Source organism: Sorangium sp. So ce145, from assembly GCF_051525985.1.
GTDB lineage: Bacteria > Myxococcota_A > Polyangia > Polyangiales > Polyangiaceae > Sorangium > Sorangium cellulosum_B.
In genome coordinates this window covers 76,472-90,161 of the sequence record NZ_CP150315.1, presented here as the reverse complement: position 1 = coordinate 90,161, position 13,690 = coordinate 76,472, and the positions used below count along the sequence as shown (strand labels likewise).

Sequence of the window (13,690 nt, the reverse complement as noted above, 5' to 3'; positions counted from 1 at the left end):
CCGTCCCAGGTTGCCGCGATGTAACCAATTTTCCATGGAATTCCGTCCCGCCATGGGACGCGAGCGCTTCCGCTCCATCTGGAGACGGGCAGCCCGGGCGGCACCATCCTTGAATGGCCTCGCTCGGACCCTGAACTCTATGGATGCCACAGCGCGCGCAACGCCTCCTCCCCCGTCGTCCCACACCCGGCCTGTGCAGGCCCCGATCTCGCGTGATGCGCCGCGGAGCGGACCGCGGCTCGGACACGGCCTCGAGCGGTTCGACCCTCTGAAGCGGCGCGCCGCGGACACACCTGGCCTCATCAGCTTCGCGGGCGGGCTGCCCGCCCCGGGCGAGTTCCCGCGCTCGAAGCTCGCCGCCTCGTTCGTTCGCGCCCTTCAGAACCCCAGCCGCCCGGCGCTCCCGTGGAGCTGGCCCGAGGGCGACGAGGACCTCCGCGCCTGGATCGCCGGGCAGCTGCGCCGGCGCGGCGCCCAGGTGGCTCGCGACGACGTCATCGTGACCAGCGGCGCACGGCAGGCCGTGTCCCTCGCCGCGCAGCTGGTCCGCGGATCGCGCGCCAGGATCGGCGTCGACCGCGAGAGCTCCCCCGGCGCGCTCGATCGGTTCCAGGAGCTCGGCGCGACGGTCGTCGACGGCGACAGCAACGTCGATGCCTATTATCTCATGCCCGCCGTCTCCAATCCGCGTGGACGCACGCTGTCGCGCAGCGATCGAGCCAGGGTCCTCTCGACCCTCCGGCCCATCATCGAGGACGACGCTTACGCGGATCTGTCCTTTGACGGCGCCGCCCCGCGGCCGCTCCTGGCCGAGGCGCCCGATCGCGTGTTCCACGTCGGGACGTTCTCAAAGACGCTCTGCCCCGGCCTCCGCGTCGGCTGGCTCGTGCCCCCGCGCTCGCTCCGGGCCGAGGCCCTCCAGCTGAAGCAATCCGCCGATCAGCAGGCGGCCAGCCTGCCGCAGGCCATCCTGGAAGACTACCTCCGCACAGAGGACTTCGATCAGCGGCTCGTGCGCCTGCGGGAGTTCTACGGTCGCCGCGCCGCCCGCATGGAGCGGGCGCTCCGAAAGCACCTGCCCGGCTGGCGGTTCGACCCGCCCGCGGGCGGCTTCGCGATCTGGGTCGAGCCCGACGCCGAGCCGAACGAGGCCTTCTTCCTGGCCGCCGCCATCGAGCACGGCGTCGCCTTCGACCCGGGCTCGCTGTTCCGGGCTCACGGCGCCGTGAACCCGTTCGCCCTCCGGCTCTGCTTCTCCTCGGTGGCGTGCGACGAGGACCTGGACGAGGGCGTGCGCCGCCTCGCGCGGTGCTGGGCCGAGGTCGCGTAGCCTCGCCGGCGGGCGCCGATTCACGGAAGCGCCCGCCACGACCTCTCTCCCTCTCTCCTTCGACTCCCTCTCTCCTTCACTCCCTCTCTGCTCTCTTCTCCTCCTCTCCGATGGCAGCACCGCGGCGGCGGCCTGCGCGCACGCCGCCGACCTCTCGCAGGGCGCGGCCTCACTGCGCCAGCGGGCCGCCTGGCTTGTGCGGGACGGGCGGACGGCGATCGAGCAGCTCCCGCGCCGCGGCCCGGACGACCGCGGGCACGTCCGCCGCCGCCGCGAGCCGCAGGAGCTCGGGCCGCAGGAGGAGGCGCACCATGGGCACCGCGATCTCCTGCGGCGCGCCCGGGTTCTGCACGATCGCCATGCGCACCCGCGCGCGCTGCGGCCACTCGGGGTGCTTCGCGATCTCCGTCAGGACCTCCGCGTTCGCCGGGCGGCGCGCCGCGAGGCGGACGACGTCATCCTCGGTCAAGCGCGGGTTGGCGAGCAGGTTGCGGATGACCAGCGGGTGCGGGTCCCGGAGCAGGGCGTCGAAGGCCGCGCGGGTCGGCCGCCGGGCCAGCGCGCGCCGCTCGCCGAGCGTGAGCGCGCGACCGGCGCTCGACGTCGCGACGAGCCGCTCGTCGGGCGCCGGCGAGGCCGGCTGCGCCTCGGGCCGCCGCGCCTTGCGGCGCAGGAGGCGCGAGAGCGGCAGCAGGGCATGGGAGGACGCGAGCTCGCGGAGCTGCTCGACGCGCTCCGAGAGCGCAGGATCCACGAGGACCGGCACGACGGCGCCCAGCACGTCGCGCGCGAGGGGGTTGGCCTGCTCGGCGTCGCGGCAGAGGTCGTCGAGCGCGCGGGCGACGGAGGGGAGATCGGCGCGCAGCACCTCGCTCCGAAGGAACGCGACCCGCAGCCGGAGCTCCTTCAAGGACGAGACGGCTCGCCTCCATCGTCCCGCCAGCGCATCCACGCCGTCAATCTACATCGCCGGCGTCCCGGCGTGGAGCACATGCCAGGCGGTTTGCGCTACGCAACGTGCGCGGGGCGGTTATCCTGCGCCGCGCCATGAGGGAACGGCGGAAGCCGATCCCCGATTGCTGACGAGGACGGTGGAGCCGATCCCCGTCTCGAAAGGGAGGAGTCGCATGTCCGAAAAGGTTTCGTTCCCCGCGAAGGACGGGTCCTCGGCGACCGGCGAGATCGTCTGGCCGAAGCAGGGGGGCAAGTCGCCTGCCGTCGTCCTGATCCAGGAGTGGTGGGGTGTGAACGACCACATCCGCTCTCTGCTCGACCGGCTCGCCGCCGCCGGGTTCATCGCCCTCGCGCCCGACCTCTACCACGGCAAGACCACCAAGGACGCCACGGAGGCCAACCGGCTGATGACCGAGCTCGACAAGCCGCGCGCCCTCGAGGAGATCGCCGCCGCCGCCCGCTTCCTGTCGGCGCACGAGCGGTCGACCGGCAAGGTCGGCGTCATCGGGTTCTGCATGGGCGGCGCGCTGAGCTTCGCCGCCGCCGCGACGATCCCCGAGCTCGCGGCCGCGGTGCCCTTCTACGGCGTCCCGAGCCCCGCGCCCGATTACACGCGCGTCAAGGCGCCGATCCTCGCCCACTTCGCCGCGCGCGACGGCTGGGCGACGCCGGCCGCCGCCGAGGCGATCCAGAAGGAGCTCGCCGCCCGCGGCCAATCCATGGAGCTCCACGTCTATGACGCCGACCACGCGTTCGCGAACGACACGCGCCCCGAGGTCTACGCCCCCGAGGCCGCGAAGCTCGCGTGGGAACGGAGCATCGCGTTCCTGAAGCAGCACCTCGCCTGAGCGCGACGCCTTGCTCCTCCCCGGGGAATCCGCGCGGGGGCGTGCGAGGCGTCAACCAGGCGCGTTCTTTGCCACCGCGCAATGAACCCTGATATACACGCTTACATGGCCCTCCCCCCGGTACTTCCGGGCTCGATCCAGCAGGCGGAGTCGCCGATCGACCGCGCGCTCTCGCTGGCGCTCGCGGGAGAGCGGGACGCCGCGCTGCGCTGGGCCGCTGCGCTGGTCCGGCACGACCCGACGATGCCGTCGGCGCTCTGCCTCTGCGGGCGCCTCCTCGGCGAGCTGAACCGGCACGAGGCCGCGCGGGAGGCGTGCTCCACCGCGATCGCCCGCGCGATCGACCTCGAGAACCTGCCGCTCGCCGTGGCGGCCGCGCGCGAGAGCGAGCGCTTCGGCGGCGATGCCGGGCCCGGGCTCGACCTGATCGCCGAGGCGTTCTGCCGGGACTCGCCGCGGCTCGGCGAGGGCGCGCCGCCGCCGCCGCCCCTGCCGGCCGCCGAGGCGTTCCAGCCGCTCGCGTCCGTGCTCACCGGCGCGCTCCTGCTCAACAAGGCGACGGAGATCATCCACGACGCCACGCGCAGGCTGGCCGCCCAGGCCCATCACCCCGGGATCGCGCCCCAGCCGGTCTTCTCGTCCGTCGGGCGCGACGCGCTCCGCGCCCTGTGCGCCGCCTTCACGCCCGTCTGGGTGGCGGCGGGGACGACCGTGATCGAGCAGGGCGCCGCGCGCAGCGAGGCCTACTTCGTCGCGCGCGGGGAGCTCGAGGCGCGGCGCCGGCGCGGGGACGAGGAGATCCTCCTCGCCCGGCTCGCGAACGGCGCCATGTTCGGCGAGATGGCGCTGCTCTCTCGGGCCCCGCGCACCGGGAGCGTCATCGCCACGCGGCCCTCCATCGTGCTCGAGGTGAAGCGCGACGCGATCGACGACATCGCGCAGCGCGAGCCCGAGGTGGGCCTGGAGCTCGCGGCCTACTGCCGGGACCGCATGGTGGAGAACCTCGTCCGGATGAGCGACGTGCTCCGCGTCGTGCCCGAGGCCGACAGGCCCGCGCTCGTGAAGCGGTTCCGCACGCGCACGTTCGAGAAGAACGAGCGGCTGCTCGTCCAGGATGAGCGGCCCCCCGGCCTGTTCCTCATCGCTTCCGGAGAGGTCGCCGTCGTCCGGCGAGACGCGGCGGACGACGCCCGCGTCGAGCCGCTCGTGCTCTCGACGCTCGGCCCCGGCGACGTCGCCGGCGAGATCGCGATGGTCCTCCGCCGCGCGACGAACGCCGATGTGATCGCCGTTCACCCCACCGTGACGCTGTACCTTCCGGCCACCGAGTTCATGGGTCTGGTCGAGGATCACCCGGCCGTGCTGGCGCAACTCTACAAGCTCGCCGTCCTGCGCGACGAGGAGACCACGAGCATCATGGCCGAGGAGGTCTCCGTGGCCGAGGACTTCGTGTTGATCTAGGGTACCGAACCGATCGAAAAATTGACGAAACGAACCGCGGATGCGCGGAGGTTTTGTTGTTGTCGCGTCTGTGTCTCTGTGGTTCAAACTCTCTCTCGCGCGCGGCGTTTCAACCTGTTCGGTGCTCTGGCGACGTCCGGCGAGCACGCGGCGGGTGCACCGATTGACGCTCCGCGCCACGCCCCGTAGGCTTTCAGTCTACCCGTTGTTGTCGTTGACCAGCACTGAACAACCACCAGCGTAGGGAAGGCCACGCGCGCACCACAGGTCCTGCGACAATGACGACGAACGCGTTCGGGCTGGAGGGACAGGTGCTGGTCGGCCGGTATCGGCTGCTCCGCCCTCTCAGCTCGGGCAGCATGGGCACCGTCTGGCGCGCGGACGATCTCACGCTGGGCTCGCCGGTCGCGATCAAGATGCTCGGGCCTCTCTATGCGAAGGACGAGACGGTCCGCGCGCGCTTCTACCAGGAGGCGCAGGCGGCGGCGGCGCTCCGCAGCCCGAACGTCGTGCAGATCCTCGATCACGGCGTCGAGAACGACGTCCCCTTCATCGCGATGGAGCTCCTCGAGGGCGAGGACCTCGCGCACCGGCTCGAGCGTGTCGGCGCGCTGGAGCCGGCCGATACGGCGCGCATCTTCGCCGACGTCGCGCGCGCCGTGCGCAAGGCCCACGACGCCGGCATCGTCCACCGCGACCTCAAGCCCGACAACATCTTCCTCGCCCGCGACGACGACCGGGAGGTGGCCAAGGTCCTCGATTTCGGCGTCGCCAAGACGCGCATGTCCGGCAAAGAGGGCATCGGGACGCAGGCGGGCGTGCTGATCGGGACGCTGCCGTACATGAGCCCTGAGCAGGCGCAGGGCGCGACCGTCGATTACCGGTCGGACCTCTGGGCGCTCGGGGTGATCGCGTTCGAGTGCGTGTGCGGCCGGGCGGCGATCACGGCCGAGGCGCCTGGCGCGATGATCCTCGAGATATGCAGTGATCCGCTGCCTGTCCCCTCGAAGGTGGCGTCTGTGCCCGTGCCGCCGGCGTTCGACGAGTGGTTCATGCAGGCCTGCAGCCGTGACCCGAACGGGCGGTTCGCCTCGGCGACGGCGATGGTGGACGCGCTGCGCGACGCGCTCTTGCCGTCCAGCGACGCGCAGGAGGGCGGGCGGGCCTCGGTGAGCTCGATCCCCGGGGGCGCGGGCACCACGTCGCCCTCCGTCCCGCCGATCTCCGCCGCGCCGCTCTCCGCCGCGCCGCTCTCCGGTCCGCCGATCTCCACCTCTCCGCTCTCCGTCTCGCCGGACGGGAGCGTGGCCTCGCCGCCGGGCCTCTACGACGAGGCCGGGGCCGACTCGAGACCTCGCCGCAAGACGCCGGGCCCGGCCGTCGCGCTCGGCCTCGCGGCTTCGGTCCTCGGCGGGGTGCTCTTCATCGGCTGGCGCGCGCTCGGGGACGACCCGATCCCGCACGCACCGCCGTCCGGCGCGGCCTCGCCGCGGGGGACGCTCGAGACGCCGCCAGTCGCCGCCCCCGCGAACAATCCGCCGGCGGAAGCGAATTCACCCAGGGGGGCGCCCGAGCTCGCGCCTCCCCAGGACACGGCGGCCTCGACGCCTGCGCCCCGCGCCGGCTCCGCGCTGGCGGCCAGCGCTCCGGCCGCGGCCGCCTCCTCCGTCCAGACGGCGCCCGCTCGCCCGGGCAGGGCCGCGTCCTCCCCGCCGCGGCCCAGGCCCTCGTCGGCGCCCCCGCCCGCGGCCTCCAGCGCGACGCGCACCAGGTCCGACCGCCTCGGCTTCTGAGGAGACGAATGCGCGCGCGATCGAGGGTCTCGGGCACCGCCACCATCGCGTTCGCGCTCGCGCTCGCGCTCGCGACCGCCGCGCGGGCGGCCGACGTCGACCCTGCCACCATGAACGCCGCCCGTGCCCTCGCCGAAGAGGGCCTCGACCTCTTCGACAGGGGCCAGTACGCGGCGGCGCTCGACAAGTTCGGGCGCGCGGACCAGCTGATCCAGGCGCCGACGATCGACCTCTATGCCGCGCGCTGCCTCGAGCAGCTCGGGCGCCTCATCGAGGCCTCCGAGCGTTACCTGCAAGTGAGCCGCACCTCGCTCGACGCCTCGGCCAGCGACGTCTTCAAGGCCGCTGTCGCCGACGCCGGGAAAGCGTACGACGATCTCAAGCCACGAATCCCCAGGCTCTCTGTGGGGGTGCGCGGCGCCCCGGAGCGCGAGGTGCAGATCACCATCGACGGCAAGCCGGTGCCACCCGCGCTGGTGGGGGTCAGCCAGCCTGTCGATCCTGGCAAGCACGTCGTCGAGGCCGCGTGGGCGGGGCGTGTCGTCCGGCGGGAGGTCGCGATGCAGGAGCGGCAGGAGGCGGCGCTCGCGCTCGAGTTCCCCGCCGGTGTCCGCCCGCCCATCATCCTCCCCCCGCCCGCCGGCCCGGCGCCGGGCACCACGCAGCGCGTGCTCGGCTGGACCGCCGTCGGCACGGGCGCCGCGGCGCTCGTGGTCGGTGGGATCACGTTCGGCATCACGAGCGCACGGCGCAGCGAGCTGATCGACCTCGGGTGCACCGAGGACGTCGTGTGCCCGGACACGCCGAAGACGCGGGCCAAGCTGGGCTCGTACAACGACCTGCGCCTCGTCCCTGCGCCGGCGTTCATCGTGGGCGGGGCGCTCGCCGCGGGCGGCGTCGCGCTGCTCCTCACCGCACCGTCCGCGGCGGCGAGGCCCAAGGGCGCAGCGGTCCGTCCGTGGATATCGCCGTGGGGTGCCGGGATCACGGGGGTGTTTTGATGAAACGCAACGGCTTCATGGTCCTTTGCGGCGCGCTCGGCGTGGCCGGCGCGCTGGGCGGGTGCTTCGACCAAGGCGTGCTCGTGCCGGGCGCCATCAGCGGCGGCGGCACCGCGCAAGGCGGGATGGCCGGCGTGGGCGCCGCGGGAGGCGCCGGCGGCACGGGCGGCGTGGGAGGCGCGGGCGCCGCGGGAGGTGCGGGCGGCGCGGGCGGCGCGGGCGGCAGCGAGCCCTGCGATCCTTGTTATACAGGCCCCGAGTCGACCAGGGGAGTCGGCGAGTGCAAGGACGGCTGCCTGCGCGGCGGCTCGTGCGTGGACGAGGTGGTCCCCAAGGCCGAGGCCTGTACGACGAAGGCGAATGACGAGAACTGCGATCGTGTGCCGGAGTGCACCGGAGCGCACGAGTGGAGCACCCAGCTCGGAGGGAACGGCGAGCAGATCGGTCATGACGTCACCTTCGACAGGGAAGGGAACCTCCTGATCGCGGGTGCCTTCAGCACCAGCCTGGATTCCGTCGGCAGCCAGGGAGCGTACGACGGCTTCGTCGTCAAGCTCGCTCCCGGCGGCGCGACGGAATGGTCGAAGGCGCTCGGGGGGAACGGCTCTGATTTTTGCAATCGCGTGGCGCTCGACAAGAACGGCGGCGTGATCGTGGCCGGAACCTTCGAAAACACACTGAACTTCGACGGGACGCCGCTCACGAGCACAGGCAGCTCGGACGTGTTCGTGGCGAAGCTCGACGCAGAGGGCGGCCTGGACTGGGTCAAGACCATCGCCGGCCCGAGCGTCGATAGAGTTTATGGGCTCGCGGTGGATTCGGACGACAACATCGTCGTCGCTGGCAGCTTCACCGACTGGGCCGACGTGCTGGGCGGGGACCACCTGACGAGCGAAGGTGGAGAGGACATCTTCGTCGCGAAGATGGACGCCCTCGGAAACGTCGCCTGGAGCAGGAACTTCGGCGATACGACCGCTGAGGTCGCGAACGACGCTGCCGTCACGCCCGAAGGAGACGTGGTCCTGGTCGGCCGCATCGCGGGCAGGGTGTACTTCGGCACGACGCTCCTCAATGCTCAGGGCGATGACGCGTTCATTGCGAAGCTCGACGCGGGCGGGACGCCGCTCTGGGCCAAGATCTTCGGCGACACCATGAGCCAGGAATTCGCGGCGGTCGCGGTGGGCGCGAAGGGGGACATCGTCGTCGCAGGGAGCACCGGGGGAACGATCAATTTCGACGGGGCGCCGCGGAGATACGCCGGAGGAAAGGACGCGGTCGTCGCCGCCTTCAACGCGGACGGCAAGCACCTCTGGAACCGTCTGTACGGGGATGCGGAAGATCAGAGGGCGCTGGGGGTGGCGGTCGACCAGGCGGGCAACGTCATCGTGGTCGGAGAGTTCGAGAGCTCCATCGACTTCGGCACCCCGAGCCCGAGGCTCCAGGCCCTCGGCGGCAACGACGCCTTCTTCGCGAAGCTCGCTCCCAACGGCGATACGGCCTGGGCCAAATCGTTCGGCGACGCGGCGGAGCAGCGCGCCCGGGCCGTCGCCGTGGATGAGCTGGGAGCCATCGCGCTGACGGGCAGCTTCAGCGGCAGGATGGATCTCGGGGGGGACCCCATGATGAGCTCCGGGGGCCCCGACGCCTTCGTCGCCAAGCTGCAGCCCTGACGGCCACCTCGCCACGAGGCGCTCTCGTCCTCGGATCCGCGGGGGCGCGGCGGTGGCCGACCTACGGACGCAAGTAGCCGGAATCGTTGGCTTAATTGGAGCGATTCCGATCGCTGCCCTGATGCGGCCCTCCCTCCCCGCCGGCAGCGCCGGTGTTGCCGGAGCGTGGTGCAGGACCTCCGTTGGACCAGGGGACGCATCGAGGTCCGGTGAGCGATCCATGCACCAGAACAAGTGATCCACCCGGATCTCGCGGGACTCGCCTCTGGAGCACCTCGTGAGTCCTCATTTTGCGGTGTGAGTCCTCGTTTTGCGGTGCGAGCCGCCGCGTTGCGGTGTGAGTCCTCGCTTTGCACCGCCGTTTGCTTCACGGACGATGCACACGCCGCCAGGTCGAGGCGCGCTCACCTGGCATCACACTTGCTTAGAGGCCCCCCACTTGCTTAGAGGAGGATTCGCTCACGCAGGAGGAGGTCTCGCGCGATGATGAACACGCAACAAAGCCCGGGAGTGCTCTACCAGGGGACGAGAGGGCCCGCCAGCATCGCGCCGGTCGCTGCCAGCGTGCCGCCCATGTCGGGCTCGGGGGACCTTGAACGCGAGCTCGAGGCGATCGCCCAGGGTGTTCGGCAGAAGCGGCGGGGTCGGTTCGTGTTCGGGGTGGGTCTGGTCGTGGCGGCCGTGGCCACGGTCGCGGTGACCGCCTTCGCCGGCAAGGTGAAGGAAGCCGAGGCGGCTCAGGCCGAGGCCGTGGCCGCCCGCGTCGCGGAGCAGGACAGGATCGCGCAGCTCAACCTCCAGCTCGACGAGCGCAACCGGAAGATCACCGAGCTTACCCTCGCGCTCGACGCCGCCAAGAGCGACGCCGAGAAGGCGCAGAAGGCGTTCGCCGATTACAAGGCGACGGAGACGACCAAGGCGCTGGCGCAGGGCGAGGACGTGGCCGACGCAAAGACGTCGAACATCAAGGGGGCCGCAACCCTCCGCGGCCGAGCGGCGACGTCCGGCAAGGCGGTGCGGGGCGCCAGCGCGGCGCGGGGCGCCAGCGCGGCGGCGCCGTCCAAGAAGGGTGGAAAGTGCGTGTGCAAGGCGGGCGACCCGCTCTGCGGCTGCCTGTGAGCGCCCGCTCACGGCTCATTCCTCCTTGATTCTCTTCACTCTCTCCAGACACAGCCGACAGGACGAAGACACCGGCGCGCGCGGCGCGGACCACGTGGCGCCGGGCGAACGGCGGGCCGTCGAGGTGCGCTGCGCCGAGGAGCGCAGCGTCTCGGCCGGGCTCACGGCACGTTCGCGGCACCAGGGGTGATCGTCGCGGAGAGCGCCCAGTCGGCGGCGGCCTGGTTCGTGTCCGTCCCGTCGGGCAGGCGGCAGAGCGAGCCAGCCCCCATGCCGCCGTCCGCCACCGTGGCCGGCAACGCGTCGCCTTCGACGAGGCTCACGCTGGCGCCCCCGATCGTGACGGCGGGGATGCTCCCCTCGTAGGAGAGCGCGTCGATCACGGCCCCTGTCATGGTGTTTATCAACGCGATCCCGTCGGGAGCCCCGTTCTGCACCCGATCGGTCTGCGCGCCCGAGAAGGCGATCGTCACCGCACCATCCGCCACGATGCCTGGCATGGTGTCGGTGCCGACCACCGCCGTGCTGCCGACGACGAGGTACTGGCCAGCCGCGAGCGTACCGGCGGAGCTCAGATCGAGCGTCCTGTAGGCGGAGGGCGCGCTGCTGGATCCATCGACCAGCACGAGCGCATGGCCCGTGAGATCCACGGGCGCGCCGGCGCCATTGTAGATCTCGATGAACTCGGCTCCATCTCCGCCCGGCTGATCGTAATCCACCTCGTTGATCACGAGCCCTGCCTTCGCGACCACCGCCACGAGGTCCTCGACGCCGCGCGGCTCGACCTTCGAGTCGTGGTTACGGTGGATGAGAATGCCGCGGATCCTCGCGAAATGGTCGCCTTCCGCCGGGAAGGGGTCGGCCCGGTACAGGAGGTCGTCCACGCGCAGATCGCCTGTGACGATGAATTCATGAACCGTCGTGTCGAGCCCGATCACGGTGACGCCCTCCATTTCGACGAGGACCCCCTCGAGCTCGGCGGCGCGCGCGCCGCCCGTCGCGATGTCGGCCAGCGCGACGGGCTCCGGCGCCGGCGCCGCCTCGCCGAGCGACGCGATCACCTCGACCACGGCGGACCCGAGCTGGATCTGCCCGAAGTAATTCGAGATCACCGCGCTCGTGATCCGCACGCGATCGCCGACCAGCACCGTGTTCTGCGGGCTGTACACGTAAACGCCGGAGTACGCCGGCCCCGCGTACCCCGGGTCGCCCGGCTTCGCCTGGACGAAGAAGCCGCTCGCGTGCTTCCCGGTCACGAGCACGTTCTCCAGGGCCACCGCCTCGCCCTCCGCGCGCGTGCCGTCCTTGATAGCGTAGATCGCCACCGTGCAGCCCAGGGCCCCTGGGTTCGCCTGGTCCGGGCACAGGTCGCACGGGTCGCCCTTGCCGTCGCCGTCCGCGTCGGCCTGGCCGGGGTTCTGGAGGTTCGGGCAGTTGTCCGCGCCGTTCGGCGCGCCGTCGTTGTCGGCGTCGTTCGGGTCCGGCGGCGAGCAGAGCGTGCTGCCCGCGTCGAGCGGGCACGCGTCGCAGGCGTCGCCGTCGCCGTCGTTGTCGAAGTCGGCCTGGACCCCGTCGTCGAGCGGCCGGATCGGGTTGAAGACGCTCGGGCAATCGTCCGCGCCGTTCTCGATGCCGTCGCCGTCGAGATCCGCGTCCGTCGGCTGCCCGGTGTAGACGGTCGAGCCGTTCACCGAGGCGTTCAGGGGCGCGCTCTCCACGCGGGACGGGGTGCAGAGCGGCTCGCCCTCGGGCTCGCCGCAGAAGAAGGCCGGGTAGATCTCGCCCGCCTGCTGCTCGAGGTCCTCCAGCGTCATCCCGATCTCGTCCCGCAGACAGACCTGCTTCGACACGCCGCACACATCGACCACGTCGCATGCGTCCGCGCCCCGGACCGCGGACACAACGGCCGCGTCGCCATACAGGACCTTTCCGCCGCGCATCACGAGGACGACGTCCTCGGGATCGGCGGCGACGACCGCGCGGTGGCCCTCGCGCTCTCTGCCGTCGAAGATCGCGATGTCGGCGACCTTCCCCGTGGACAGCGCGCCGATCACGTCGTCCGTCGCGGTGACCGCGGCGGCGCTCCCGGTGACCATCCTCCACAGCTCCTCATCGGTGAAGAAGCCGTCGAAATACGTCTCGTTGAGCGCCGCCGCGCACCGGAGCTCGCGCAGGAGGTTCATCGATCCGGTCGCGATCCAGTCGGTGCCGAGCGCGATCTGCACCCCGAGGCGGGCGGCGGCGGTGACCACGGCGGTGTCGCCGTAAAGCGTGATGTTGGAGCGGGGAGACCAGATGAGCGCCGTGCCCTCCGCCGCCATCGCCGCGTAGTCGGGCGCGGTCAGGCCGATCCCGTGGATGAACGCGCTCTGCGGCTCGAGCACGTCGTTCGGCGCCGCCTTCAGGCAGACGAACTCGTTGCGCGCCGACACATCGATCCCCTCGGCGACGTGCGGGCAATAGGCGTCCTCTCCCTCGACGTCCTTCCCTGTCACCATGTCGGCCGAGTAGCCGCAACCGCTCACGAGCTCGCGGCCGCCCGTGTCGTCGAGCGGGAACGTGTCGAGATGGACCGCGCGCTGGCCCAGGCCCTCCTGGTCGGCCCGGTCCAGGTTCCGGAGGAGGCCTGGCGCGCTCCCCGAGCCGACGATCGAGGTCGCGCCGCCCATCAGGAAGCGGAGCTCGCCCCAGCGGATCTGCGCCTGGCTCGCCATGCCGGGCGTGTCGATCCTCGTGTGCTCGTTGTTGCCGGTGCGCCAGTCGTGCCGGTGCTCATAGCGCTCCTCGGTCGGGGTATACGGGCTGTTCTGCGTGTACGTGATGTGATCATGCGTGTTGATCAGGGCCGGGGAGACGACGCCGGTCGGGCACATGATCTCCGTCGCTCCCGCCGCCTCGCAATCGCAGCCGACGCACGCGATCGCGCCGCGCTCGTCCACGAGCACCCGCCCGCCCCGGTACACCCTGCCCGGGGTCAGCACCACGCCCCGGATCAGCGTCGCGCCCGCGCCGGCGGCCACCTCGCACGTCCCCTGCGCGAGCGGTAAAAGCTCCTCGCAGACGGTCTCCTCGGCCGGCGTCTTCGTGCAATCGACCTCGCAGCCGTCGCCCGTCGCGACGTTCCCGTCGTCGCACTGCTCCCCCGGATCGACGGCGCCGTCGCCGCAGCGCGGGGGCACCTCGACCTCGCACGCCGCCGAGCAGCCGTCCCTGGCCGCCGTGTTGCCGTCGTCGCACGCCTCGCCCGCGTCGAGCGCGCCGTCGCCGCAGCGGGGCGCCGCTGGCTCCTCGCGCTGGCACGTCGGCGAGCAGCCGTCGCCCTCCGCGGTATTGACGTCGTCGCACACCTCGCCCTCGTCGACCACGCCATCGCCGCAGACGCCGAAGCGACCGCCCGCGCCGTCGCGCCCGCAACCATTGAAGAGCAAAAGTCCGACGTGCACGGCCATCCGCCGCGCGAAGCGCGCCGAGCTGTGAGGCATGCCTCACCTGTCGGCGACGAGAGCGCTCGAGT

General features: G+C 71.8%; 9 protein-coding genes. 7 read left to right on the top strand and 2 right to left on the bottom strand.

Features of this window, described 5'->3' with window-relative positions:
• Positions 1 to 193 precede the first annotated feature (193 nt).
• Positions 194 to 1,330, top strand: coding sequence for a PLP-dependent aminotransferase family protein (locus WMF34_RS00335; RefSeq protein WP_231864635.1), 1,137 nt, complete (start codon positions 194 to 196; stop codon positions 1,328 to 1,330).
• Between the two features lie 169 nt (positions 1,331 to 1,499).
• Here the strand turns inward: WMF34_RS00335 and WMF34_RS00330 are convergent, their stop codons facing one another.
• Positions 1,500 to 2,240: a hypothetical protein gene (locus WMF34_RS00330; protein WP_049876124.1), complete on the bottom strand. Its 741-nt coding sequence runs from the start codon at positions 2,238 to 2,240 to the stop codon at positions 1,500 to 1,502.
• A 217-nt stretch (positions 2,241 to 2,457) separates the two neighbouring features.
• Between WMF34_RS00330 and WMF34_RS00325 the strand changes: the two genes are divergently transcribed.
• The 6 genes from WMF34_RS00325 to WMF34_RS00300 all read left to right on the top strand — a co-directional run bounded on the left by WMF34_RS00325 (position 2,458) and on the right by WMF34_RS00300 (position 10,176).
• Positions 2,458 to 3,132: a dienelactone hydrolase family protein gene (locus tag WMF34_RS00325; RefSeq protein ID WP_437992036.1), complete on the top strand. Its 675-nt coding sequence runs from the start codon at positions 2,458 to 2,460 to the stop codon at positions 3,130 to 3,132.
• 105 nt (positions 3,133 to 3,237) lie between these two features.
• Positions 3,238 to 4,593, top strand: coding sequence for a cyclic nucleotide-binding domain-containing protein (locus tag WMF34_RS00320; RefSeq protein ID WP_437992035.1), 1,356 nt, complete (start codon positions 3,238 to 3,240; stop codon positions 4,591 to 4,593).
• 278 nt (positions 4,594 to 4,871) lie between these two features.
• The gene (locus tag WMF34_RS00315; protein ID WP_437992034.1) at positions 4,872 to 6,386 is read left to right on the top strand and encodes a protein kinase domain-containing protein; all 1,515 of its coding nucleotides are present in this window, start codon (positions 4,872 to 4,874) and stop codon (positions 6,384 to 6,386) included.
• Positions 6,387 to 6,394: 8 nt separating this feature from the next.
• The gene (locus tag WMF34_RS00310) at positions 6,395 to 7,387 is read left to right on the top strand and encodes a tetratricopeptide repeat protein (RefSeq protein WP_437992033.1); all 993 of its coding nucleotides are present in this window, start codon (positions 6,395 to 6,397) and stop codon (positions 7,385 to 7,387) included.
• The gene (locus WMF34_RS00305) at positions 7,387 to 9,057 is read left to right on the top strand and encodes an SBBP repeat-containing protein (protein WP_437992032.1); all 1,671 of its coding nucleotides are present in this window, start codon (positions 7,387 to 7,389) and stop codon (positions 9,055 to 9,057) included. Before WMF34_RS00310 ends, WMF34_RS00305 begins: the two co-directional genes overlap by 1 nt.
• A 483-nt stretch (positions 9,058 to 9,540) precedes the next feature.
• Complete coding sequence (locus WMF34_RS00300) at positions 9,541 to 10,176, top strand: hypothetical protein (protein ID WP_012232691.1); 636 nt, start codon at positions 9,541 to 9,543, stop codon at positions 10,174 to 10,176.
• A 161-nt stretch (positions 10,177 to 10,337) separates the two neighbouring features.
• Here WMF34_RS00300 and WMF34_RS00295 read toward each other — a convergent pair whose 3' ends face one another.
• On the bottom strand, positions 10,338 to 13,625 hold the full coding sequence (locus tag WMF34_RS00295; protein WP_437992031.1) for a lamin tail domain-containing protein: 3,288 nt from the start codon (positions 13,623 to 13,625) through the stop codon (positions 10,338 to 10,340).
• Positions 13,626 to 13,690 lie beyond the last annotated feature (65 nt).